This is a genomic window from Paraburkholderia sp. Cpub6 (genome assembly GCF_014201065.1).
Classification (GTDB): Bacteria; Pseudomonadota; Gammaproteobacteria; order Burkholderiales; family Burkholderiaceae; genus Paraburkholderia; species Paraburkholderia tuberum.
In genome coordinates this window covers 1-25,212 of sequence record NZ_JACHDM010000036.1, presented here as the reverse complement: position 1 = coordinate 25,212, position 25,212 = coordinate 1, and the positions used below count along the sequence as shown (strand labels likewise).

Here is a 25,212-nt window from a genome sequence, read left to right as displayed (position 1 = left end):
CCCTCATCTGCACAAGCATGACTTCGGCAAAGACTTCCGCCGCACTCGACGCGGCGCCCCGCTCCCGCAAGGCCCGCTCCACCGCGAGCGCGGCGCGCGCCGCCGCGCCAGCCTTACCGCCAGCCCAGCAGGCGCTCGACGGCTTTCACCCTGCCGTCGCCAACTGGTTCCAGCAAACCTTCGCCGCTCCGACCGACGCACAAACCGCCGCGTGGCCGCAGATCCGTAGCGGCCGCTCGACGCTGGTCGCCGCGCCGACGGGCTCCGGCAAGACGCTGACCGCATTCCTGTCCGCGCTGAACGACCTGGTCTCGCAAGGCCTCGCGAACGGCGGCACGCTGCCCGACGAAACGCTGGTCGTCTACGTGTCGCCGCTGAAGGCGCTTTCGAACGACATCCGCGTGAATCTGCAACTGCCGCTGCAAGGCATCGCCGCCGAACTCGACAGGCTCGGCCTGCCGCCGCTCGACATTCGCACCGCGGTGCGCACCGGCGACACCACGCAGCAGGAACGCAATGCGTTGAAAAAGCGTGCGCCGCACATTCTCGTGACGACGCCCGAGTCGCTGTACGTGCTGCTCGGCTCGGATTCTGGCCGCCGCATGCTGGCAACGGTGCGCACGGTGATCGTCGATGAGATCCATGCGCTCGCCGGCAGCAAGCGCGGCAGTCATCTCGCGCTGAGCCTCGAACGGCTCGACGCCCTCTGCGCCCGGCGCCTGCCGCGCATCGGGCTGTCGGCGACGCAAAAGCCGGTCAGCGCGGTCGCGCGGTTTCTGGTCGGCGGCGCGAGCCTCGAGAGCGACGTACCGGCCGAGTGCGCGGTGATCGACGTCGGCCACGTCCGCGCGCGCGACCTCGCGCTCGAGATCCCGCCGGTGCCGCTCGAAGCGGTGATGGCCAACGAAGTGTGGGAGCGCGTCTACGACCGGCTCGCCGAGCTGGTCGCGCAGCACCGCACGACGCTGATCTTCGTCAACACGCGCCGGATGGCCGAGCGCGCCGCGCGTCATCTGACCGAGCGGCTCGGCAAGGACGCGGTCGCCGCGCATCACGGCAGTCTCGCGAAAGAACATCGTTTCGACGCCGAACAGCGCCTGAAGCGCGGCGAACTGCGCGTGCTGATCGCGACCGCTTCGCTCGAACTCGGCATCGATATCGGCGACGTCGACCTCGTCTGCCAGATGGGTTCGCCACGCGCGATCGCGCCGTTCCTGCAACGCGTCGGCCGCTCGGGCCACCACGTCGGCGGCATGCCGAAGGGGCGGCTCTTTCCCGCCTCGCGCGACGACCTGCTCGAATGCGCGGCGCTGCTCGATTGCGTGCGGCGTGGCGAACTCGATGCGCTACGCATCCCGCGCGCGCCGCTCGACGTGCTCGCGCAGCAGATCGTCGCGGAAGTGTCGAGCGCCGAGTGGAGCGAGGATGCGCTGTTCGACATGCTGCGGCGCGCAGCGCCGTACGCGGATCTGTCGCGCGAGCAATACGACGCGGTGCTGCGCATGCTCGCCGAGGGCTACACGAGCCGCCACGGTCCGCGTGCCGCGTACGTGCATCGCGATGCGGTAAGCGGCACGCTGCGCGGCCGGCGCGGCGGCAAGCTGGTCGCCGTAACGTCGGGCGGCACGATCCCCGAAAACGCCGATTACGCCGTCGTGCTCGAACCGCAGGCGATCAATATCGGCACCGTCAACGAGGACTTCGCGGTCGAAAGTCTCGCCGGCGATGTGTTCCAGCTCGGCAACGCGTCGTACCGGATTCTGCGAATCGAGAGTGGCCGGGTGCGGGTCGAGGACGCACAAGGGCAACCGCCGAACATTCCGTTCTGGCTCGGCGAGGCGCCGGGGCGCAGCGACGAGCTGTCTTTCGCGGTCACGAGATTGCGGGAGCAGGTCGAGCGTTTGCTGACGCAGGGCGAGCCGGCGTCACACGCGGTTGCGTCGGTGCCAATCGCCGCGGCGCAATTCGAAGCAGCCGCAACGCGCGCGAAATCCGCGGCAAAGAGAGGACGCAAAGCCAAAGCTGCCGTGGCGCAGAGCGCGACGCAGACCACAACGGCGTCCGCAACCGCCGCAGCCACGTTGCCCGCGAGCGAAGCCGAACCCACGGCCGCGCGCCTCGACCGCGCCATCGCCTGGCTCGCCGACGAGCTCGCGCTCGACGAGTCCGCCGCGCGCCAGATCGTCGAATACCTGGCGCGTGCCCGCGCCGCGCTCGGCGTACTGCCGACGCAGAGCACGCTGGTGATGGAGCGCTTCTTCGACGAATCGGGCGGCACCCAGCTCGTGATCCACTCGCCGTTCGGCAGCCGCGTGAACCGCGCGTGGGGGCTCGCGCTGCGCAAGCGCTTCTGCCGCAGCTTCAACTTCGAGTTGCAGGCCGCCGCCACCGAAGACGCGATCGTGCTGTCGCTGACCGGCAGCCACTCGTTCGTGCTCGACGAGGTCTGGCGCTATCTGCACTCGAACAGCGCCGAACATCTGCTGATCCAGGCACTGCTCGATGCGCCATTGTTCGGCGTGCGCTGGCGCTGGAACGCGACGACCGCGCTCGGCCTGCCGCGCTACACGGGCGGCCGCAAGACCGCGCCGCAACTGCAGCGCATGCGCAGCGAGGACCTGCTCGCGAGCGTGTTTCCCGAGCAGGCCGCGTGTCTGGAGAACGTCGTCGGCGAACGCGAGGTGCCGCGCCACCCCTTAGTCGACCAAACCATCGACGACTGTCTGCACGACGCGATGGACAGCGAACGCTGGCTCGCGCTGCTGCGCCGCATCGAGCGCGGCGAGTTGCGGCTCGTCGCGCGTGATCTGCCGGCGCCGTCACCGCTCTCCGCCGAAATCCTGACCGCGAAGCCCTACGCGTATCTCGACGACGCGCCGATCGAGGAGCGCCGCACCCAGGCGGTGCTGAACCGCCGCTGGACGGACCCTGAAAGCGCCGACGATCTTGGCGCGCTCGACGCCGCCGCGATCGACAGCGTGCGCGACGAGGCGTGGCCGCAGGCGCGCAACGCCGACGAAATGCACGAAGCGCTGACGGGCCTCGCGTGCATCACCGGGGCCGAGGCGTTCGCGCACGACGATTGGCCGACGCTGCTTGCGGCGTTGGCGAAAGCCGGCCGGGCGACGCGCTTGCCGCTGGCCGCGCAAGCCAACGCGAGCTCGGGCAACGACAACGCCAGCGACAGCGCACTGTGGCTGCCCGCCGAACGCCTCACCTGTTTCGAAGCGCTCTACCCCTGCATCGCGCGCAATCGCTACACGCCGCCGCTGAGCGCCCCGAAGGGCTACACCGAGAGCTGGAGCGCCGACGACGCGCTCGTCGACGTGTTGCGCGCGCGGCTGACCGGCTTCGGCCCGCTGACGGTCGAGGCGATCGCGCGTCCGCTCGGTTTGCCGGCCGACCGGATCGAACAGGCGCTGATCCGGCTCGAGGCCGAAGGCTATCTGTTGCGCGGCCGCTTCACGCCGCACACGAGCGACGAGGAATGGTGCGAACGACACCTGCTCGCACGCATCCACCGCTACACGGTGAGGCGGCTGCGGCGTGAGATCGAGCCGGTCGAGCGGCACGACTTCATGCGCTTCCTGTTCGAATGGCAGCATCTGACGCCGACGTCGCGCGCCGAAGGCCGCGACGCGCTCACCGCCGCGCTCGACCAGCTCGAAGGCTTCCAGGCCGCGGCCGGCGCGTGGGAGGAAGACATCCTGCCCGCGCGCGTGCGTACCTACACCAGCAGTTCGCTCGATGAGCTATGCCGCGCCGGCAAGATCGTCTGGACCCGCTTGACCGAGCGGGCGCGCGGCGCCGCCGGTCCGGTCCGCGGCACGCCGATCGTGCTGCTGCCGCGCGTCCAGCTGCGTGCGTGGCGCGCGCTGCTCGATCCGGCGCGCCAGGTCGAGTTGTCGGCGCTCGCGCAAAGCGTGCACGACACCCTCGCGCAACACGGCGCGATGTTCTTCGACGAACTGCTCGCCGAGGTGCGCGTGCTGCGCATGGAGCTCGAAAACGCGCTCGGCGAGCTGGTCGCGGCCGGCCTCGCGAACTCCGACAGCTTCGCGGGCTTGCGCGCGTTGCTGAAGCCAGTCGCCAAACGCAACGCGTTTTCCAGCAGCCGGCGCGCGCGAGCGAGCGCGCTGATCGGCGGCATGGACGACGCGGGGCGCTGGGCGCTCGTAAGCCGTCCGTCCGCCGTCGCGCCGGAAAATCCCCCCGAACGGCGGCGCCAGTTGCCGCCCGAGGCGCTCGAACACGTCGCAATGACGTTGCTGCGCCGCTACGGTGTCGTGTTCTGGCGCGTGCTCGAACGCGAGGCCGAATGGCTTCCGCCGTGGCGCGATCTGCTGCGCGTTCTGCAGAGGCTCGAGGCGCGCGGCGTGATCCGCGGCGGGCGGTTCGTCAACGGACTCGCGGGCGAGCAGTTCGCGCTGCCCGAGGCGATTCCGCTGCTGCGCGAGGTGCGCCGGCAGCCGAACGACGGTGCTCTTATCTGCGTTGCTGGGACCGATCCGCTGAATCTCGTCGGCACGCTGCTGGTCGGCGACAAGGTGCCGGCCGTGACCGGAAACCGCGTGCTGTATCGCGACGGCGTGGTGGCGGCCGCGCTGGTGGCCGGCAAGTTCCGGTTCGACGCGGCGCTCGACGCCAACCCGCCCGAACGCGAACGCGCCCGCGCGCTGCTGGCGCGCCGCCTCTAGCGACGTCATCGTGGCGTCGTTCTGGCGGGTAATAATCGCGCCGCGCGCGGCCGCGCCGGCCCATACTCATGGTTAGCAAAACGTTAATGATTCTTCGCTCGAATTGTCACGCTTAGATACAATGAGGCAGTTTCACTTTAGTATGAGGAAGACTGTCTGCCGCCGCCCGCCTTGATAGGACCGCCGGCACACTCCGGGGATTTCATGAGCGACCAGCTACACGACCAGGTGCTTCACGCGCGGTTCGGCACGAGCAGCCCTTGCTGGCGCCTGGCGGCCGCCAGCGACACGCTGGAACTCGTGCCTGCGCACGGCCACGCGGCTGTCGGCGTCGCCATTTCCCTCACCTCCTCTCAAGCTTCCCAAGTCCGCGCGCTGAGCGGCGTGACCTCCCACGTCGTCGTCGACGTTCAGTTGGACGCCGCGCCGCTGCGGCTGCATCTGGTCGGCAAGAAACTCGATTGTCATCGCTGGGGCGGCACCGCGTCGGCCGATGGCGACACCGAATCCGTCGCGCGAGCGCTGCTGCACGGTCTGTCGTTCGCTGAACAGGTCGTCTCGGAGGTCAATTCGGTCGTCGTGATCGTCGACCGGAACGGCCGGATACAGCGCTTCAACCGGCTCGCCGAGGAGCTGACCGGACTCAGGGAAGAGGACATCATCGGCCGTAGCGTCTGGACGTTGTTCATGTCGTCCGACGACGGCGGGGTCTCGAACGAGGTCAGCGCGAACTTTTTCAATCGTGGCGAACCGTACGAGATCGAACGGCGCATCAACACGGTGCACGGCGAACGGCTGTTCCTGTTTCGCAACAAATTCGTGCGCAGCGGCAGCGGCATCGAAGAGCAGTTCCTGATCTGCTCGGGCACCGACATCACCGAGCAACGGCTCGCGCAGGACCGCCTGATCGAGCAGGCCACCACCGACCCGCTCACTGGCCTCGCCAATCGCAACGCGATCCAGGAGCGCATCCAGATCGCGATCGAACTGGCGGCGCCGGGCGAAACCGTCGGCGTCCTGTTTCTCGATCTCGACAACTTCAAGAAGGTCAACGATCACTACGGCCACGTGTTCGGCGACCGCCTGATCTGCGACGTGTCGGACGCGATCCGCGACTGCCTGAATCCGGGCGACTCGCTCGCGCGTCTGGGCGGCGACGAATTCATCGTGCTCGCGGCGAAGGGCTCCGCGCACGACCTGGAAAACACCGCGCAGCGCATTCTCGATCGTATGCGCGTGCCGTTCGCTGTCGGGCTCGTCGAGGTCTATACCGGCTGCTCGATCGGCATCGCGCGTTCGCCCGAGCATGGCGAAACCCTCGAATCGCTGATCCGTTCGGCCGACACGGCGATGTACGTCGCGAAGGACGAAGGCAAGCGCACGCATCGCGTGTTCTCGCCGGACATGAATCGCCGCGTCGCGGAGTTCATGTGGCTCGACACGAATCTGCGCCGCGGACTCGAGGAAGGCCAGTTGGCGCTGCACTATCAGCCGAAGCTGAACCTCGCGACGGGCGCCGTGCAAGGCGCCGAAGCGCTGGTGCGCTGGAATTCGCCGGAGCGCGGCCAGATCATGCCGGCGGAATTCATCCGTTATGCCGAGGAATCCGGACTGATCGGCGTGCTCGGCCGCTGGGTGATGGAAACCGCAGCGAAACAGGCGGCCCGCTGGAAAGCGGCCGGCTATGACCTGCGCGTCGCGATCAACGTGTCGGCGCGACAACTCACGGATACCGCAGTGGTCCGCCATTTCACCGAGGCATTGCAGCACGCGAGTCTCGATCCATGCCTCGTCGACCTCGAACTGACCGAGAGCTGCCTGATCGAAAACGAAGCGGCCGCGATCGAGCTGATCAAGCAGTTCCGCCAACTCGGCGCGCAGGTGCATCTCGACGACTTCGGCACCGGCTACTCGTCGCTGTCGCAACTCGGCCGTATTCCGCTCGACGTGATCAAGCTCGACCGCAGCTTCACGGGCTCGATCCACGCGGATATGAAGGCACAGGCGCTGGTGCGCTCGATGGTCGCCGTCGCGCAGGAGCTCGATTTCCAGGTGGTCGCCGAAGGGATCGAAACCGAGGCGGAAGAAGCCTTCATGAAGGGGCTCGGCGTCGATTACGTGCAGGGCTTCCTGTACGCGAAGCCGATGCCCGCCACCGAGTTCGAGCGCTGGCTGCTCGATAGGCGCAGCAAGCTCAGGCTGATCGCCTGAGCCCTGCTGTCGCGCGCTTCAGCCGAGGCGCGCGGACCAACCACCCACTTCGTCTTCATCCATCCCGACGGCGCGCGCCGCGCAGTGGATTTGCGTCAACGTAGCCGCGTCGATCGGAATGCCGGCGGCCTCGCGCTGCGCGCGCGTCACGCGCTCGGGCTCGCCGGGTTCGTAGATGCGCTCCGCGCCCGCCGCGAGCGGCGACGCCTTCACCCACGCGAGGAACGCATCGGCTTCGGCTTGCGCATCGGGCGCGTCGAATGCGGTCGGATCGATGATCACCGATAGCATGCAGTTGATGATCGCGTGCGTGGTACCGAGCGTGTCCGCATGCGTCGTGAAGCCGCCCGACAGCGCGCCGCCGAAAATCTCGCAGATCGCCGCGAGCCCGAAACCCTTGTAGCCGCCGAACGGCGTCAGCGCGCCGAACGGCGCTTCGTGCATGACTTTCGGTTCGAGCGTCGGCATGCCTTCGTGATCGATCAGCGCGCCGGGTGGCGTGTGCTTGCCCTGGTTATAAGCGACGCGCGTCTTGCCGAACGCGATCGTGCTGGTCGCGAAGTCGAGCACCAGCGGTGGCTTGCCGGGCCGCGGATAAGCGGCGCAGAACGGATTCGTGCCGATGCGCCGGTCCGCGCCGCCGAATGGCGCGACGAGCGGATCGCCCGCCACGTTGACGAAGTGAAACGACACCAGCCCGGCGCGCGCGCACTGCTCGGCCCAATGCCCGATGCGGCCGATATGATGCGCGCCGCGCAAGCCCACCGCGCAGACGCCAAGCCGCCGCGCGCGCTCGATGCCCCGCTCCATCGCCTCGAACGCGATCACCTGACCGAAGCCCTTGCCGCCTTCGACGGTCAGTACCGCGCCCGCGTCCTTCACGACATCGGCGTGTCGATTCAGTTGCAGTTGCTGGTCGGCGAGCGATTCGACATAGCGCGGGATCATGCCGACGCCGTGCGAGTCGTGCCCGGTCAGATTCGCGGCCACCAGATGATCGGCCACCAGCTCCGCTTCGCGCGGCGTACTGCCCGCTCGCTCCCAGATCGCCCTGACGTAGGCATGCAGTTGATCGGCCGGAATCCGGAGCGTGGTGGTTTGGGCAGTCTGGGAGTCGGTCATTCAGCGTGTCGGTGAGATTCGAACGGAAGGAATGAAACGGCGGGAAAAACAGCTGCATCAAAGCAGCATCGATAAACAGCGGGCCCGGGTCACGCCCGAGCCCCACTCAAACGAAACCAGAACTCACGGCGCCGCGGCAATCACTTCGGCAACCGCGGCCGTCAGCTTCTTGCCGTACGGCACGTGCAGGAACTCGTTCGGCCCATGTGCGTTCGACTTCGGCCCGAGCACGCCGCACACCATGAACTGCGACTTCGGGAAGCCCGCCTTCAGCACGTTCATCAACGGGATCGTGCCGCCGAGACCCATGTAGGCCGCGTCGGCGCCGAAGTGCTGACGCGACGCATCGTTGAGCGCGGTGGCGAGCCACGGCGCGACCTCCGGTGCGTTCCAGCCGCTCGCCGCGCCCGCATCCGGCTTGAACGTGACCTTCGCGTTGTACGGCGGATCGAATTCGAGCAGCGCCTTCAGTTCGGCGACCGCCTTCTCCGCTTCGATGGTCGGCGGCAGTCGCAGCGACAGCTTGAACGCCGTGCGCGGACGCAGCACGTTGCCGGCGTCGGCGAGCGCGGGCAAGCCAGCCGCGCCCGTCACCGACAGCGACGGACGCCACGTCGAATTGAGCAGCGCCTCGCGCGGATCGGTCGTGGTGGGCAGCACCTGACGGCCGTCCTGGCCGCACGCCCACGGCATCTTCTTCCAGACGTCATCGCCGAGAATCTTTGCGGCGGCCTCCGCTTCGCGCAGACGATCGGCCGGCACCGTGCAGTGGAAGCCCTTCGGCAGCAGCGTGCCGTTCGCGGAGTCTTCGAGACGGTCGAACAGCTGCCGCATGATGCGGAAGCTCGACGGTACGATGCCGCCGTAGACGCCCGAGTGAATCCCTTCGTCGAGCACCTGCACTTCGAGATCGCCGCCGACGAGTCCGCGCAGCGACGTAGTCAGCCACAGCTGATCGTAATTGCCCGCGCCCGAGTCGAGACACACGACGAGCCCGACATTGCCGAGCCGCTCGCGCAGCGCGTCGACGTAGGGCAGCAGATCGTAGCTGCCCGACTCCTCGCAGGTTTCGATCAGCCCGACGCAGCGCGGACGCTCGACACCCTGTGCATCGAGCGCGGCGAGCGCCGTCAGGCTCGCATAGATCGCGTAGCCGTCGTCCGCGCCGCCGCGGCCGTAGAGCTTGCCGTCTTCGAACTTCGGCGTCCACGGACCGAGGTCGTTGCGCCAGCCATCGAACTCGGGCTGCTTGTCGAGGTGGCCATAGAGCACGATGGTTTCGTCGCTGCCCGAGCGCGTCGCGGCCGTCTCGAAGAAGATCACCGGCGTGCGGCCCGGCAGCCGGATCACCTCGAGCTTCAGGCCGCGCACCGGTTGCTGCTCGGCCCATTGCGCGGCGTCGGTGATCACGCGCTCCAGATAACCGTGTTTCGCCCAGTCGGGATCGAACGCCGGACTCTTGGCCGGCACCGCGATGTAGTCCGTCAGCGCGGGCACGATCTCGTCGTTCCACTTGCGCTCGACGAATTCTCGTAGCGTGTCCGGGTTGAGTTGAGCCTGCTGGGTCGTGTCGTCGGTGATCATGATCGGGTCCGTGAAGTACTGTTCGGTCGAAACGATCATGATAGTCCCGATGCGTGTCGGGCTGAACCCCTTGCGGTGATTGGGGTGGAGACTGGAACGCGCAGGTGCGAGGCGCGCGGCCGCCATTCGCGCGACAATCGCTATATGCATCGCGCATCAGGAGCTTGTATGGGTGGCAACGTGGCCGTTCAGGCCATCGGCGCGGCGTTCGCGCTGGCGCTGTATTTTCTGCCGGCGATCATCGCGGACCGGCGCAAGCGCCGCGACGTGCTGACGCTCGCGCTCTTCAATGCCTGCCTCGGCTGGACCGTGCTCGGCTGGGTGCTCGCGCTGTATTGGGCGCTACAGCCGAATCCGGCGGAGAGCCTCGCGCGGGACGTCGTGGAGACACGCAAGGTGTCGACCTTGCGTGCGTTTTCATCGGCGCTGACGCTGCGCGTGCGGCGACGCGAAGCCGCGCGCGAGCGGCCCAAGCGCTGAAACGATTCGGGCGGCTCGAGCAAGACGAGCAACAAACGAACAACAGGAAACCGATTGATTGACGTGCACGGGCGTCACTCAGGGGCGTCACTCGGGGCGTCACTCAGGCCGCGCGCCCGATGCGACTCCACTGTACCGAGCCCGCCGGAATGGAGCGCGGCTCCGCCCGCACGGCTTGCGCCGCAAAGCTTTCGTGACGCAGTTCGCCGTGTTCGTCGAACCACTCGCAGATCACCCAGTCGCCGGGATTCAGCGCGACCGGACCTGCGTACGTCACGGTCATGCGCGGGCCTCCTTCTTTTAACTTTACGACGTCGCCCACATTGAAGGCGGCGGATGTTGTCTGGAATGCGTCAATGGTAGCGGTCAGCATATTGGGTCCCCCTATCTTGAGCGTTTATTAAGTTGAGCCCGGCTTTATCGACTCCGACCTGTTGAACGTAAACTCTAAAGTTAAGACAGATTAACAATCGAATTTAAACGCGGCAAGCGCTTTTTTATTGATACCGTTTTCACTAGGCTCGCAGTCCATGCTCGCTGGCTAAAGTTCCCGGCATTACCGAAAACAATCATCGCGACACCTTGCGGCTAACCCTATGTGCGCTACCGCACAGACGCAACACTTACTGCAGGCCGTTTGCAGGCCGGTAGAAAATGCGAGGCCGGTTTCGTCTGATTAGAAAAGCTAAGGCGATGTCGTCGAGCCGTTAATCGGATGAGCCAGTTTGATCTAAATCAGAATTACCTGTGAACGAGCAGATCGCCGGTAAATACCATGCAGTTCGTTATACCGCTTCGTTCAAATTGAAGGATTTTTCAGCGAGCCAACAAATGAAAACGATTACCAGCGGATTAATTTCAAACTGCGGGGGCGACTGAGCGCCGCACGCCTTTCTGATGACGCACCAGCAGCACGCTAAGGCCGATACACACGAACATCAGCACGGCATTGATAGCGAGGCTCAGCTGGAACGCGTGCGCATAAGAGGCGGCTGCCGAACTGCCGCCGAGCGCCCCGAAGAACGCGCCGCTGATCGCCGCGGTGCCGAACGCGGAGCCGATCTGCAACGTCGACGAGACCACACCCGATGCAAGCCCGGCCTTCTCGGGCACCACCTCCTGCAGCACGATGCGCATGATCGACGGCAACAGCAGACCATGTCCGACGCCCGCACACACTAGCCCGCAGAAGAACAGCAGATCGGGCGTCGCGGATTGGGTCGCGGACCAGCCGGTCACCGTGAAGCCCAGCGTCATCATCGAGAAACCGAGCGTCAGTACATGGGCGCCGATGCGCTTGACCACGGCCGGCGACGTCAACGGCCCGATCACGAAGCCGAGCGCGAACGGCATGATCGCGATGCCCGACGCGAGCGGCGTCCAGTGCAGGCCGGTTTGCAGATAGATGCCGTAGGTCAGGAAGAACGCGCTATTGCAATAGAACAGGAACGCGAGCACGAGACCGAGCGCAAACGCGCGATTGCGGAACAGTTGCAGATCGACGAGCGGATGCCCGCCAGCGCGCTCGACGCGCCGCTCGGTCGCGACGAACAGCGCGAACACCGGCACCGCGAGTGCGAACATGGCGAAGGTCCACGCGGGCCAGCCGGCTTCACGGCCATGCGTCATCGGATAGATGACGAGCAGCAGCACCGCCGACAGCAGCGCGACGCCCTTCAGATCGACGCCGGTATGCGTGGCCGGCTGGTTCTCCGGCACGAACTTCCATGTGCCGATGAACGCCGCGATGCCGATCGGGATGTTGATCAGGAAGATCACGCGCCAGTCGAGCCCGAACGGGTGATACGTGATCAGCGCGCCGCCGCCGAGTTGCCCGACGATCGACGACAAGCCGAACACGAAGCCATACAGACTCATCACGCGCGTCTGCTGATGCAACGGCACGACCGCACGAATCGTCGCGAGCACTTGCGGCGCCATCACCGCGGCCGCGATGCCTTGCACGATGCGCGAGATCACGAGCATGTGGCCGCTCGTCGCGAAGCCGCACAACGCCGACGCGATCACGAAAGCCGCCATGCCCGTCATGAACATGCGACGGCGGCCGAACAGATCGCCAAGGCGGCCCCCCGTGATCAGCAGCACCGCGTAGGCGGACGCATAAGCCGACACGACGAGTTGCAGTTGCGCGTCGCTCGCGTTGAGGCCCGTGTGAATCGACGGCAGCGCCAGATTGACGATGAAGTAATCGAGCGGGGCGAGAAAGGCGCCGACGAACAGCACGGCGAGCGCGAGCGCCTGGCGCTGAAAGCCGGGCGCCGACGCTTTGGCGGCGACAGCCATGCCGGCCATCGCCGGGCCGGGACCGGTCACGGCTGCGCTCGCCGCGCAGCTGACGGATCCACCGAATGCCGCCGGAGCGGACTTGATTGCCTCAGGTTTCATGACCGATCGTTCAAAAATTGGTTAAAAAATTTTTGCGCCACTCCTCGCGGACGAGGCGTTACACCAGCGCGCGCATCGCCACATCGACGATACCGATCAGCGCATCTTGCTGATGCGCGACCCGCCCCATGACCCGCAAGCCCTGCATCACGCATAACAGGAAATCGCCGACGGCTTTTTCGTCGAGCGTCGAATCGAATGCGCCGCTCGCCTGACCGCGGATCACCGCCGCAGCGAGCAAAGTCGCCATGCGGCGCTGAATCGCGGCGACGCGCGCGCGCAGCACTTCGTCATCGGGCTGCATTTCGAGCGTCGTATTCGTAATGAAACAGCTGCGCCGGCCGCTCAATGCGCAGGACACCCTCGCGTAGTGCAGCAGCGCGTCGCGCAGCGCCTGCTCCGGCTCGGTCGTCGCGCTCAGTCGCTGCGCAAGCCGCGCGACCGCGCCTTCCGAGTAATGATCCAGCGCGGCGAGCATGATGCCGTGCTTGTCGCCGAACACGCCGTACAGGCTGCCGCGCAGCAGGCCGGTGGCCTTGCACAGATCGTCGATCGACGTCGCGTGGTAGCCGTGATCCCAGAACACCTGGCTCGCGTTCGCCAGCACGGTGGCCGTGTCGAACTCGCGCGGACGGCCGCGCTGACATGTTTCGCCAGATTTTTTCGCGGCTTGCTTTGAATGACTCAATTGCGATGACCTTGTTGCCTGGTTGCGTCGGTCCGTTGATATTATGACTGGATGTTCAATAAATCAAGGATGCATTCCGTAGGCCTACTCGCGCCGGGGTCATCCGTTCATTCGAAAACCGGCATCAAAAAAACCGGCGGCGGACATGGCCCGTCGCCGGCTTCGTTGCGCGCTCACAGTGACTGCAGAGGCTCAGGTCTCGAGCTTCGCATCCATCGTAATCGTCGCATTCAGCACCTTCGACACTGGGCACCCGGCCTTCGCGTCCGCGGTGGCTTTGTCGAACGCGGCCTTGTCTCCGCCCGGAATCTTCACGGTCACGTCGAGATGCACTGCGGTGATCGCGAAGCCGCCGCCGTCCTTGTCGAGCGTGACGGTGGCCGTGGTGCCGATGCGCTCCGGCGTGATGTTGGCCTTGCCCAGCTCCGCCGACAACGCCATCGAGAAACATCCCGCATGCGCAGCCGCGATCAGTTCTTCCGGATTCGTGCCGATGCCGTCCGCGAAGCGCGTCGCGAACGAGTACTGGGTGTCCTTCAGGACGCCGCTGTCGGTGGAAATCGAGCCCTTGCCGTTCTGCAGGCCGCCTTGCCAGACTGCCGATGCCTTGCGCTTCATTGCTCTCTCCTGTTTGTGCCTTGCCGCGCACGCTGCTCGACCAAAGATGATGCCCGCCGCGGCGGTCCGCCCGGATGTGTCCGCGCCTGGGCATCGGTCGCAGGTGCCGCGCGGCTTGCAGGCGCGGGCTTGGACCGGATTTCATCATAGGCGCTTCCGCGTCCCGGCGCGGAAAAGCGCCTTTTTCACTATCTCAAAACTGGCAACAATATTTCGCCAGAAAGCCGCTTTTTTGCTGACCTCGTAAGAAATAGACTGCGTTCAACGGATCGGGGAACGCGGTTCACACCGATCCACCATACAATCAATTGGAGGTCGTCATGAAATCGCTTCTTTCCGCAGTCGTCGTCGCATCCGCTCTTATCGTTCCGGCACTGTCGTTCGCCCAGCAGGCAAACGGTCCGGTCACGCGCGCTCAGGTGCGCGCCGAACTCGTAGCCGCGCAAAAAGCAGGCCTCCTGAACCAGAACGACACCACCTATCCGAAGGCCGTGCCCCAGGACTCGACGATCGTCACCGCTTCGGCGCAAGGTTCGCAAGACGTCGGCGGCGCGAAGGCCAGTTCGTCGGACGCGGGCGCGCCGGCGACGGTGCAGCAACGTCTCTTTTCGACGTATCGCGGTAACTGAGCGCGGAAACTGAGCGTGGTAACTGATCGTGATAACTGAGCGCGCAAGTCGTTAACGCAGCGCGCAGTAAAAAGCCCCGGTTGCGAAGTTCGGCAACCGGGGCTTTTCGTTGGCGCGCGCGGCGCTGCTGCGCAGCCGCTCGTTGGCAAAAGCGCTATTCGGGAAACGGCAGGCTTTGCTGCCCCAATGCGCGCATGTCGAACACGTTCAGCGTCATCGCGACCAGCGCGTAGTAGCCGAGCAGGCCGACCAGGTTGATCACGACCTGATGCCCGAAACGCCCGACCGCCTGCGCATACGTCGCGGCCGTCACGCGCTTCGTCTCGTACAGTTCGCTCGCGAAGTCGTAGATCAGCGCGTCGTCGGCATCGGCGAACTCGGGGCGGCGCCCCTGGCGGATCGCCTCGGCGTCCGCTTCGCCGACGCCCGCCTGCAGCGCGATCGGATAGTGGATGTACCACTCCGCCTGGGCCTGCCAGCGCGAAGCGGTCACCAGAATCGCGAGTTCCGACAGCCGCAGCGGCAGCCCGGTCTGGTAGCGGCAAAACGCGCCGAGGCGTTGCGCGTGCTGCGCGAGACCGGGGCTGTGAATCCAGCCGAGGAACGGCCCATTCAGGTTGCCGCGCGGGCCGGACAGGATTTCGTCGAGCACCGCCTTCTGTTCGGGCGTGGCAGTGGACATGTCGAAGTGAGGCAAGCGCTCGGTCATCATCGTTCTCGCAAAAGGCGGTGGATCGAATCTCAGCGGGCGGCGAGCGACGCGCCGATCGCATCGCTGAGGCGGCTGACGATCTCGTCGATGTCGCGCTCCGTGCAGATGAACGGCGGCGCGAGCAGCACGTGGTCGCCGCTCTTGCCGTCGACGGTCCCGCCCATCGGATACACCATCAGGCCGCGCGCGAACGCTTCGCGTTTGATCGTCGCGTGCAGTTTCAGTTTGGCGTCGAACGGCTCTTTGGTAACGCGATCCTTGACGAGTTCGACGCCGACGAACAAGCCGCGCCCGCGCACGTCGCCGATATGCGCATGTTGCGCATAGTGCTCGCGCAGCCGGCCGCGCAACTGCTCGCCGCGCGCCTGCACGTTCGCCAGCAGATCGTCTTCCGCGATCACGCGCTGCACTTCGAGCGCGGCCGCGCACGCGGTCGCATGGCCGATATAGGTATGGCCATGCTGGAAGAAGCCGGAGCCGCCGACGATGGTCTGATAGATGCGGTCGCTGACCAGCGTCGCGCCGATCGCCTGATAACCCGCGCCAAGGCCCTTGGCGATGGTCAGCATATCGGGCGCCACCCCGTCTTCGTCGCACGCGTACAGATAGCCGGTGCGGCCCATGCCCGACATGATCTCGTCGAGAATCAGCAGCACGCCGTAGCGGTCGCACACCGCGCGGATCTTGCGGAAGTATTCGCGCACCGGCGGCACCGCGCCCGCCGTGGCGCCGACCACCGTTTCCGCGACGAACGCCGCGACCGTGTCCGCACCGAGCGCGAGAATCTTCTGCTCGAGTTCATCGGCGAGACGCTGAGCGAACGCTTCTTCGGTTTCGTCCGCGCGCTGCTCGCGATATGCGTAGCACGGGCTCACGTGATGCGCTTCGATCAGGATGGGCAGGAACGGCTCGCGGCGCCATGCATTGCCGCCGATCGCGAGTGCGCCGAGGGTGTTGCCGTGATAGCTCTGCCGACGCGCGATGAAATGGCGCCGCTGCGTCTCGCCCTTCTCGACGAAATACTGACGCGCGAGCTTGAGCGCCGCCTCGATCGCCTCCGAGCCACCCGACACGAAGTACACGTGCTCGAGTCCGGCCGGCGCGCTCGCGACGAGCCGGTCGGCCAGTTGCTCGGCCGGCTCCGTCGTGAAGAACGACGTGTGCGCGTACGGCAACCGTTGGGCTTGCCGCTTGATCGCGTCGATCACGCGCTGGTTGCTGTGACCGAGGCACGACACGGCTGCGCCGCCCGACGCGTCGATATAACGCTTGCCCGTGGAGTCGATGATTTCGATGCCGTCGCCCGCGACGGCCACCGGCAAGGATTGCTTCGGAAAGCGATGAAAAACGGTGGACATGATGTTCAGTTCCTGGTGAGGGCGGCGGGCGCTGAAACGCGGGCCGGTTCGGGCGTCGCGCATGCGACGAAAGTGTCGAACGCGCATTGCCTCCGGCGATACGCTTTCATCGACACACCAGCGTTGCCGATTTCGAACAGCGCGGTGGCGAGGGTGTTTTCGTCGTCGGGATCGTGAGGATCGTCGCGATAGATCGGCAAGCCCGACAGCGCGCGATCGTGCAGTACGTCGAGCAAGGCCGCCGGTTGCAGCGGGCCGGCCGCGGCGAGGCGATTTCGCCGAGCCGGTAGCCGATGTCGTACGGCTCGCCGCTGACCTGAAAAACACTGAATTCCTGCATCGACGCCACGGGGTCGCACCATATTCAACAATCGGTACGTATTTATACGCCAATACAACATTTGTTGTCAAATGCCGTTGAACGATATCGAGCGGAGCGCGGCGTGCCTCACGCAATCGCTCAAGGCACGTACGCGCCCTTCGCATGCAACGATTGTTCGGCGAGCGCAAGCTGCTCGAGCGCATCCGCGCCTTCGAGCGCGAGCAAATGCGCGACCAGCGCTTCGGCGATCGCTGTGGCGGCCACCAGCGACGGAAAGAACGACGGGCTTTCGTGCGAGAAGATCAGTACCTTGTCGGCGTTCAACGCGATCGGCGACACGGCGCTGTCGGTGATGGCGATCAGTTTGCTGCCTTTTTCGAGCGCGGCCTCGGCGACGCGCGCGGCTTCGACCGAATACGGCGCGAAGCTGATGACGATGGTCGCGCTGTCGCGCTCGATCGTGCGCAGTTGCATTTCGAGCGTGCCGGCCTCGCCGTTGAGCAGCGACACCGACGGACGAAACAGCCGGTAGCCATAGACGAGACCGAACGCCACCGCGTAACACGAGCGGAAGCCCGCCACGTGCACGTGCGACGCACGCCGCAACACGCGCGCGGCCTCGACGATCACGCGGCCGTTATGCGCGGCGGTCGTTTCGAGATTGTGCTGCTGCGCGACGAGAAGATCGTTCGCGAGCGCATCTTTCGATTTGACCATCGAGCGCGCCCGGCTCGTCAACGGCTCGGGCCGCGTGCGCACGCGCGCGACGAACAGATCGCGCAATTCGTTCCAGCCGGGAAACCCCAGTTGCTGCGACAGCCGCACCAGCGACGCGGGCTGCACCTGCGCGCGCTCGGCCACCTTGCGCATCGACGACACCGCGACCTCGTCGGGATGATCGAGCAGGAAGCCCGCTCCCATCTGGAACTGCGGGCTCAGTTCGGGAAAGCGCGCCCGAATCAGGGCGACGAGCTGATCGAAGCTGTCTGGCATGGTGAGGTCGGTCGGCGCCGGAGTGAGAGATGACAACAAATGTTACCACCGGGCAGGCGCGTTTCAACGGCGCGAAGATGCTCAGTTCACCAGCGCTTCCCGATGCGCGTCGACGAAGTCCGCCATGCTGTCGAAGCGGAAGTCGATGTCAGGCTGCGAGCCCGGGTTCATCGTCGCGCCAAAGCCCGGCTGCGAATGACGGCGGTAAATCCAGCACGATGCCAGGCCGAACTCGTTTGCGGCCTTGTGGTCATGGAAGAGGCTTTCTGCCGTGTGAAGGATTTTTTCCTTCTTGATGCCGCGCTGATCGAGCTTCTGAAGCATGTACTCGAAGTTGCGCGGCGACGGCTTGTAGGACCCGACGTCCTCAGCCGTGATGATGGCGTCGAACTCAACCTGCAGCCTGGCGTTGCTGAAGGTGAAACTTTCGTTGTCGATGTTCGACAGGATGACCAGCTTGTAGTGCTTCTTCAGATATTGCAGCGCGACCGCGGAGTCGGCGAATGCCGGGCAGTTTCTGATCGACTGGCCGTACGCCACGCATTCTTCGTGTGTATAGGGCAGGCCCCACTCTTCAGCCATGCGCTTATATACGATGGGAAGCAGTTCCTGATAGCGCTTCGCAGGGGTGAAGTTCTGCTGCGACGACTCGTGGCGAGCGTGCGCTTCGAGAACCTCGTCACGCGTGAGCGGCGTCCTGGCTCGCTCCAGCAGAGGCCTCAGGCCTTCAAGGATGCCACTCTCCCAGTCGATCAAGGTGCCGTAGCAGTCAAAAGTCAGTGTATCGAAATCGGTCAGTCTCACGACTCCTCCTGTCGGATGGCGTGCTCAAAGGTTGAACCCATGCCGAAGCGGAGCTAATCTGGTCAAACACGGGTCCAATACCAGGAGACTATATGCGCCACCTCGTCCTAACAATGGCTGTCTTAACAGCCGCCGGCATCACCGCATCCGCCAATGCTCAATCGGTGGTCACCCTCGGTCACTCGGCTCCGCTTACGGGCCCCCAAGCGCCGAACGGAAAGGACAACGAGAACGGCGCCCGCCTTGCTATCGATGAACTCAACAAGAGCGGTGTCACGGTCGCTGGCCAGAAGGTAACTTTCAAACTGGACTCCGAGGACGACCAGGCAGATCCGAAGGTTGGCGTTCAGGTCGCGCAGAAACTCGTCGACAGCGGCGTGATTGCTGTCCTCGGCCCGTACAACTCAGGTGTGGCTATTCCGGCATCGCGCGTCTATAACACCGGCGGGGTACCGATGCTGCCGGTTGCCTCCAATCCGGCGCTGACGAAGCAAGGCTTCAGGAACATCTTCCGTATCGGCGCGAGTGACGAGCAGCTAGGCGGAACGATGGGTCAGTTTGCGGCCAAAACATTGAAGGCCAAGACCGCCGCGGTGATCGACGACCGCACGGCATATGGGCAAGGTGTGGCCGAGCAGTTCGTCAAAGAGGCGAAGGCAAATGGAATTCAAATCGTGGACCAACAGTTCACGAACTCGTCGGCGACTGACTTCCTCGGCATTCTCACCAGCATCAAGGCCAAAAATCCGGATGTCGTCTTCTTCGGCGGATATGCTGCTCAAGGCGCGCCGATGGCCAGGCAGATGCGCGCACGCGGACTGCGAGCCAAGCTGCTTGGCGGTGATGGCATTTGCTCGGCCGACATGGGCAGGGTTGCCGGTGACGCGGCCTCTATCGTGTATTGTGCCCAGGGTGGCATCGCGCTCGACAAGACCCCAGCCGGCCGTGAGTTTCTGCAGAAATACAAGGCCGCGTTCAACACCGACACGCAGGTTTATGCGGTCAGCTACTACGACGGCGTAAAACTGCTGGCCGATGCGATGGTCAAAGCGGGAACCACGACCGACAAGGCAAAGCTCACCGCCCAGTTGGCAAAGACCAACTATAAGGGCGTGGCGGGCACCTACTCTTTCGATGAAAACGGCGATCTGAAGGGCGCACCCACGACCGTCTATGTGATCAGAAACGGCCTTCCGGTGCCCTACGGGCAGTGACGTTCAATCGAATAACCCCCAACGCACACATGAAAATCACTCGCACTATTTCGACAGTCGAGGTCCATACCGGCGGCGAAGCGTTCCGTATCGTGACGAGCGGGCTTCCTCGTCTTCCCGGTGACACCATCGTCAAGCGTCGAGCGTGGCTGAAGGAGAACGCCGACGAAATTCGTACCGCGCTGATGTTCGAACCACGCGGTCATGCTGACATGTACGGCGGATACCTGACCGAACCCGTCAGTCCCACGGCAGACTTCGGAATCATCTTCGTCCACAACGAGGGTTATAGCGACCACTGCGGACACGGCGTTATCGCGCTGTCTACCGCGGCGGTCGAGTTGGGCTGGGTTCAGCGCCAGATTCCCGAGACGCGAATCGGCATCGACGCTCCATGTGGCTTCGTCGAGGCGTTCGTGCAATGGGATGGTGAACACGCCGGCAACGTACGCTTCGTCAACGTTCCGTCGTTCATCTGGAAACGGGATGTCGCGGTCGAGACGCCGTCGTTTGGCACGGTAAAGGGTGACATCGCCTTCGGTGGTGCCTTCTACTTCTATACGGACGGTGCGCCGCACGGTCTCGCAGTCCGGGAGTCTTCGGTCGAGGAACTGATCAAGTTTGGCGCCGAGGTCAAAAAAGCTGCAAACGACGCCTACCCGGTTGAGCATCCCGATATCCCGGAAATCAACCACATCTACGGGACCATCATTGCCAACGCACCGCGGCACGAAGGCTCGACGCAAGCCAACTGTTGCGTGTTCGCCGACCGTGAAGTGGACCGTTCGCCCACCGGCTCAGGGACGGGCGGACGCGTCGCGCAACTCTATCTGCGCGGCGAACTGGCGAGCAACGAGACGCTCGTCAACGAGTCCATCATCGGCACGGTCTTCAAGGGGCGTGTACTCAGTGAGACGACCGTCGGCGACTTCAAGGCCGTCGTCCCCGAGGTCCAGGGCAACGCATACGTTTGCGGTTTCGCAACCTGGATCGTGGACGAGCGTGACCCGCTGACTTACGGTTTCCTCGTCCGATAACCGGTTCCTTGCAGTCGCTTTTAGCGCGGAACGCTGTGACAGGCATTCCGCGTTGTTTGATTGGCGAATCGCGCGGCCCGACCAATAGGTCAAAGTGCGGCTTCGTGCGCGAGGCCAGCGCGTTGGCATCACCTCATCGCCCGTTCTTACCTTGCGTCTTCTTTGCGGTCGCTCTGCTTCGGTTCCGAAGCGCGAAGAACACACCAGCTCCGAGCGCGACGAGCAGAACCACGATCAGGCCGCCACTGATGTCGCTCATGCCGGTCATGCCACGAGATTCGCTCTGGCTGGGCGCCGCCGAGGCAGCCACGGGCGCGGAAGCCTCCGCCGCGACGGGCTGCGGAAGCGCCACACCGGCGGCACTCCCTTGACGCACCAGAGAAGCCTCCGATGTCGGCGAGGCCTGGGACACCTGAGATGCATCAGATGCGGATACGACTGGAGGCGCTTCGGGATTGGGACCGACAGGTGCCATCGCCGCTTCCGAGGCCGTCACGAGAGGCGCGGCCGGCCCAGGCGCGGCCGCCTGTGGAGCGACGTCGACGGACCGGGCCATCGCCTTCCACTGCGCGAACACGCCATCCACGCAGTGCACATCGATGCAGGCGTTGCGCGCCTGCCGCCACTTCGCCAGTTGCGCGGACGAGAGTTTCCCGCTGCTCAGAAGAGCCTGTTGCTGCGCGAAGATGTCGTCGTACTCGTTGTTCAGGATCGCGTGATCGCAAATGACGCGCTCAGCGGGTTGCTGCGTGGTTGCACACTGAATGTCGTTCGCCGATGCCGCGGTCGAACCCAACGCCGCCATGGATAGCAGCAATACTCCGAATCGTCGTGCCAGGTGCACCCGTCCTCCCAGAATGTGAGTGTCAAAGTCCAGGCACCACGATGAATCCGCCTGGCTCGTCACCGTATGTATCGACTCTGCCTTCCAGCAGATAACGTGCCGCCAACGCGCATAGCGCCGCGTCGACGTCGTCGATCGAAATCAGCGACGCTGTTGCGATACCTTCCCGTCCGAGGATTGCCCGGCGCTGCGGACCCTTTTGCTTCGCGGATGCGACGTCCGTCCCGAGGAAAGCGCACGTGATCGCGTGGGGGAATGTCTCGAAGCACACGCGGTCATTGATTTTTTCGCCGCCGCTGAAAAGCGGAAAGTGCGCGACGAATGCGTCATAGACGCGCTCGCCGTTGAACATCCATCCATAGAAGCCGCTTTTGCTGGCGAGCGCCGTTTCGCGAGCCGGTGTCGCAAACGAAAAGATTCGCTGCCGCGCGAGCGCCTTCTCGGCTAGTCGTCCCGCGGCGCCTGTTCGCCAACGACACGGCGCATCGATGCCGACCGCCGCCACCCCGAATGCGCGACACCGTTCCAGCATCTGTTCGGGGGTCGCGTTGCCGAGATGGCTCACGATCTCGGTGCCGCGCAGCACGACCAGATGGTTTCCCTTCCGGTCGCCGCCAACATCGATGCCCGCTACCGTGGTCGGCGTCAAAGCAGCGCCACCACCCTCACATCGCCCTGCTCCGCCGACGCCACCACCTTCTCGCCGATCCGGCGGAACGTGATCGACACCGATGCATCCCCGACCCGCAGATCGCTGACCTCGAGCCAGTCGATACCTTCGGGCAGCATCGGCTGTTCGATCAGCACTTCGCGGCGCTCGGCGTCGATCGTGATGCCCAGACACGCCTCGAGCATCATGAACGGCGAGCCCGCCGCCCATGCCTGCGGCAAACACGCGACCGGATAGGCCGTGGGCGGCTCGCCGCGGCGTCGCGGGAAGCCGCAAAACAGCTCGGGCAAGCGCATGTCGAAATTGACCGCGGCCTGGAACAGCGCCTGCAGCAGCTTCACGGCCGACGCCTTGCCGCCATAGCGTGACAGCCCTCGCGCGCACAGCGCGTTGTCGTGCGGCCAGACCGAGCCGTTGTGATATGCCATCGGATTGAAGCGCGCCTGGCTCGCGGCCAGTGTGCGCACGCCCCAGCCGGTGTGGAACAGCGTCGAGTCGAGCGCCCGCACCACCGCCTCGCCGCGCTCGCGCGTGGGCAGGCCGAACGCCAGCAGATGCCCCGCGTTCGATGCCATCACGCGACACAACTCGCCATGACCGTCGAGCGCGATGCCGTAAAAGCCGACCTCGTCCATCCAGTACTTTTCTTCGACGCAGCGGCGGATCTTCTTCGCGCGCTCCGCGTATTGCGCGGCCGCGTCGCGCAGGCCGCGCAGCTTCGCGTAGTGAGCCATCGTGTCGAACGCGGCGCTCGCATAGGCCTGCACTTCGACGAGCGCGATCGGGCCGTCAGGGAAGCGCCCGTCCGCATGGAACACCGAATCGTGACTGTCTTTCCAGCCCTGGTTCGCGAGGCCGCCATCCGATTCGCGCTGGTAATCGAGCAGCCCGTGCCGGTTTTTGTCGCACACGCCCGCGACCCACTGCGCCGCGCGTTCGAGCGCGGGCCATAGTTCGTCGATCAAGCCGACGTCGCCGGTGCGGGCCGCGTAGGCGCCGGCCAGCACGATGAACAGCGGCGTGGTGTCGACACCGCCGTAGTACAGCGCGAACGGCACTTCGCCGGCCGCGGCCATTTCGCCCTTGCGCATCTCGTGCATGATCTTGCCCGGCGCGGCGTCGCGAAACGGCGAGTTCTCGCGCGCCTGATGCTCGGCGAGAAAGCGCAGCACGCCGGCTGCGAGATGCGGTTGCAGCCACAGCGTCTGCAGCGACGTGATCACCGCGTCGCGGCCGAACGGGGTCGAAAACCATGGGATGCCCGCGTACGGGTACGGGCCGGTCGCGAGATCCGTCGTCAGCAGGCCGAGGTCGGCGAACGAGCGGTCGATCCACGCGTTGAACAGCGGATTGCTCGAACGCACGCGCGCGCTCGCGTTGCGTCGCTCGCGCATCACCAGGTGCGCATCCACCATTGCCGCGCGTACCGCCGTGCGGCCAACGCGCGGGCGCTCCGCATCGATCTGCGAGAGATGCGCTTCGCTCAACGCATGCATCGGCTGCGACACGTCGGCGCCGGGCTTGCCGGTCATCGGCACGACATGCACCGCTATCGACAGATAGATCGACACGCAGGCCTGCGCGGGCAGCTTGACGGTGTAGTCGGCGCGGTCGGCGAACAGCTTGTCCGGCTGCGGCGAGAACGCGATCCGCACGTTGCGCGCCACGTCGTCGAGACCGATGTAGCCGAGCAGCACCTCCTGATTCTCGATGCGCGCGGGCTGCACGCGACCCTGTTTGTCGCGCTTCAGGCCGCGCACTTCGAACATGTCGCGGAAATCGCTGGAAAACGAAATCGACAGCGGCACGGTCGCATCGTGCGTGCCGTAGTTCGTGAGCTCGATCGCCTCGTTGAGCACGGTGCCCGACAGCACGCGCACACGCTCGACGTGGATCACGCCTTCGGGTGTGCTGTCGCCGCCGAGCGGCGGCAGCGGGCGGTTGGTCAGATGCGCGGTGAAACTGGTGTTGTCGCTGCTGACGCTGCCCGACAGCAGCGACGGCGCGCGGCCGCCGAAGGTCAGGCGCAGTTGCGACATCACGCGCGTATCGTTGACGAACAGGCCATCGTCGTGGCCGGTGATATCGCCGAGCGGATCGTTGACGATGAAGGTGTCGCCCGACTTGAGCACGTGCTGCGTAGCGCTCGCGACGTTAAGGTTTTCCGTCGGGATGAAAACGCCGTCCTGCTCGGGCTCGCGATGATCGACGCCGCCCGAGTGGGTCAGCCCGCCGAGGGCTTCTGGCTGCTGTATCAAGGTCGCTCCTATGGATTCGCTGCTGCGTTTGGTTGCACTTCGGGTCTCGCCTCGGATCGGCCAACCGGGGCCCGGTTGCCCCGTCACCCGGGCCCCGGTTGGCCGGCCCACGGTTGGCCGGCCCATCCGATTGTAGAGGCTCTTTCCGCGTGAGACGAGCTTATCGCCTCGGAGTTTCGGCTTTTTGGGCCGTTTTTTGACGGCGTTTTCGGTGGCACGGGACGTGCAGGCGGCAGGATGCGCGGAACGTAAAAAAACCCACGGCCTCGTGAGCCGTGGGTTGACGACCGTCGTTGAACGCGTTGTCGGGCGTCTATCCGGCCTGTTACCGCTTCGCGACCGGCTTCGCTTCACGCAGCGTCTCGCCGATGAACAGCTGACGCGGACGGCCGATCTTCTGCTCGGGATCGGCGATCATTTCGTTCCACTGCGCGATCCAGCCGACCGTGCGTGCCATCGCGAAGATGCAGGTGAACATCGACGTCGGAATGCCCAGCGCGCGCTGCACGATGCCCGAGTAGAAGTCGACGTTCGGGTACAGCTTGCGCGACACGAAGTATTCGTC

Annotated in this window: 21 protein-coding genes; 6 read left to right on the top strand and 15 right to left on the bottom strand. The window is 65.1% G+C overall.

Features of this window, described 5'->3' with window-relative positions; all coding sequences use genetic code 11:
- The first annotated feature begins 17 nt into the window (after positions 1-17).
- Entirely contained in the window at positions 18-4,697 is a 4,680-nt protein-coding gene (locus tag HDG33_RS33515; protein ID WP_184039709.1) for a DEAD/DEAH box helicase, read from the top strand.
- Positions 4,698-4,901: 204 nt separating this feature from the next.
- Positions 4,902-6,908, top strand: coding sequence for a cyclic di-GMP phosphodiesterase (gene pdeR / locus HDG33_RS33510; RefSeq protein WP_184039706.1), 2,007 nt, complete (start codon positions 4,902-4,904; stop codon positions 6,906-6,908).
- Between the two features lie 18 nt (positions 6,909-6,926).
- On the opposite strand, the gene HDG33_RS33505 is transcribed toward pdeR, so the two are convergent.
- A complete protein-coding gene (locus HDG33_RS33505; RefSeq protein ID WP_184039703.1) occupies positions 6,927-8,030 on the bottom strand; it encodes a malate/lactate/ureidoglycolate dehydrogenase in 1,104 nt (367 codons plus the stop codon).
- A gap of 123 nt (positions 8,031-8,153) precedes the next feature.
- The gene (locus tag HDG33_RS33500; protein ID WP_184039790.1) at positions 8,154-9,614 is read right to left on the bottom strand and encodes a M20 family metallopeptidase; all 1,461 of its coding nucleotides are present in this window, start codon (positions 9,612-9,614) and stop codon (positions 8,154-8,156) included.
- 168 nt (positions 9,615-9,782) lie between these two features.
- Between HDG33_RS33500 and HDG33_RS33495 the strand changes: the two genes are divergently transcribed.
- On the top strand, positions 9,783-10,094 hold the full coding sequence (locus tag HDG33_RS33495) for a superinfection immunity protein (RefSeq protein ID WP_184039700.1): 312 nt from the start codon (positions 9,783-9,785) through the stop codon (positions 10,092-10,094).
- A 103-nt stretch (positions 10,095-10,197) separates the two neighbouring features.
- On the opposite strand, the gene HDG33_RS33490 is transcribed toward HDG33_RS33495, so the two are convergent.
- From HDG33_RS33490 to HDG33_RS33475, 4 genes are all read right to left on the bottom strand, one after another.
- Complete coding sequence (locus HDG33_RS33490; protein ID WP_184039698.1) at positions 10,198-10,467, bottom strand: YodC family protein; 270 nt, start codon at positions 10,465-10,467, stop codon at positions 10,198-10,200.
- Between the two features lie 485 nt (positions 10,468-10,952).
- Complete coding sequence (locus HDG33_RS33485; RefSeq protein ID WP_184039696.1) at positions 10,953-12,500, bottom strand: MFS transporter; 1,548 nt, start codon at positions 12,498-12,500, stop codon at positions 10,953-10,955.
- Between the two features lie 58 nt (positions 12,501-12,558).
- The gene (locus tag HDG33_RS33480; protein WP_184039694.1) at positions 12,559-13,188 is read right to left on the bottom strand and encodes a TetR/AcrR family transcriptional regulator; all 630 of its coding nucleotides are present in this window, start codon (positions 13,186-13,188) and stop codon (positions 12,559-12,561) included.
- A gap of 192 nt (positions 13,189-13,380) precedes the next feature.
- Positions 13,381-13,806: an OsmC family protein gene (locus tag HDG33_RS33475; protein WP_184039692.1), complete on the bottom strand. Its 426-nt coding sequence runs from the start codon at positions 13,804-13,806 to the stop codon at positions 13,381-13,383.
- 320 nt (positions 13,807-14,126) lie between these two features.
- Here HDG33_RS33475 and HDG33_RS33470 point away from each other — a divergent pair, with 320 nt between their 5' ends.
- The gene (locus HDG33_RS33470; RefSeq protein WP_184039690.1) at positions 14,127-14,435 is read left to right on the top strand and encodes a DUF4148 domain-containing protein; all 309 of its coding nucleotides are present in this window, start codon (positions 14,127-14,129) and stop codon (positions 14,433-14,435) included.
- Positions 14,436-14,589: 154 nt separating this feature from the next.
- Here the strand turns inward: HDG33_RS33470 and HDG33_RS33465 are convergent, their stop codons facing one another.
- The 5 genes from HDG33_RS33465 to HDG33_RS33445 all read right to left on the bottom strand — a co-directional run bounded on the left by HDG33_RS33465 (position 14,590) and on the right by HDG33_RS33445 (position 18,624).
- Positions 14,590-15,144, bottom strand: a complete 555-nt coding sequence (locus HDG33_RS33465) for a carboxymuconolactone decarboxylase family protein (RefSeq protein ID WP_184039688.1) — start codon at positions 15,142-15,144, stop codon at positions 14,590-14,592.
- Positions 15,145-15,176: 32 nt separating this feature from the next.
- Positions 15,177-16,505 (bottom strand): aspartate aminotransferase family protein, encoded by a 1,329-nt coding sequence (locus HDG33_RS33460; RefSeq protein WP_184039685.1) that lies wholly within the window; start codon positions 16,503-16,505, stop codon positions 15,177-15,179.
- 5 nt (positions 16,506-16,510) lie between these two features.
- Positions 16,511-16,741 (bottom strand): hypothetical protein, encoded by a 231-nt coding sequence (locus tag HDG33_RS33455; protein WP_409259121.1) that lies wholly within the window; start codon positions 16,739-16,741, stop codon positions 16,511-16,513.
- A gap of 224 nt (positions 16,742-16,965) precedes the next feature.
- Complete coding sequence (locus HDG33_RS33450) at positions 16,966-17,820, bottom strand: MurR/RpiR family transcriptional regulator (protein WP_184039682.1); 855 nt, start codon at positions 17,818-17,820, stop codon at positions 16,966-16,968.
- 81 nt (positions 17,821-17,901) lie between these two features.
- Entirely contained in the window at positions 17,902-18,624 is a 723-nt protein-coding gene (locus HDG33_RS33445; RefSeq protein WP_184039679.1) for a haloacid dehalogenase type II, read from the bottom strand.
- A 92-nt stretch (positions 18,625-18,716) separates the two neighbouring features.
- Here HDG33_RS33445 and HDG33_RS33440 point away from each other — a divergent pair, with 92 nt between their 5' ends.
- Together HDG33_RS33440 and lhpH are read left to right on the top strand one after the other, a co-directional pair.
- Complete coding sequence (locus HDG33_RS33440) at positions 18,717-19,838, top strand: branched-chain amino acid ABC transporter substrate-binding protein (protein ID WP_184039676.1); 1,122 nt, start codon at positions 18,717-18,719, stop codon at positions 19,836-19,838.
- Positions 19,839-19,867: 29 nt separating this feature from the next.
- Positions 19,868-20,875 (top strand): trans-3-hydroxy-L-proline dehydratase, encoded by a 1,008-nt coding sequence (lhpH, locus tag HDG33_RS33435; protein ID WP_184039673.1) that lies wholly within the window; start codon positions 19,868-19,870, stop codon positions 20,873-20,875.
- Between the two features lie 133 nt (positions 20,876-21,008).
- Here lhpH and HDG33_RS33430 read toward each other — a convergent pair whose 3' ends face one another.
- The 4 genes from HDG33_RS33430 to HDG33_RS33415 form a co-directional block, all read right to left on the bottom strand.
- The gene (locus HDG33_RS33430; RefSeq protein WP_184039671.1) at positions 21,009-21,680 is read right to left on the bottom strand and encodes a hypothetical protein; all 672 of its coding nucleotides are present in this window, start codon (positions 21,678-21,680) and stop codon (positions 21,009-21,011) included.
- Between the two features lie 61 nt (positions 21,681-21,741).
- Positions 21,742-22,368, bottom strand: a complete 627-nt coding sequence (locus tag HDG33_RS33425; RefSeq protein ID WP_184039669.1) for a DUF429 domain-containing protein — start codon at positions 22,366-22,368, stop codon at positions 21,742-21,744.
- Positions 22,365-24,644 (bottom strand): amylo-alpha-1,6-glucosidase, encoded by a 2,280-nt coding sequence (locus tag HDG33_RS33420; protein ID WP_184039787.1) that lies wholly within the window; start codon positions 24,642-24,644, stop codon positions 22,365-22,367. The genes HDG33_RS33425 and HDG33_RS33420 overlap by 4 nt, the downstream gene beginning before the upstream one ends.
- A 328-nt stretch (positions 24,645-24,972) precedes the next feature.
- On the bottom strand, positions 24,973-25,212 hold a 240-nt coding region (locus tag HDG33_RS33415; RefSeq protein WP_311548408.1), incomplete at its 5' end, for a citrate/2-methylcitrate synthase.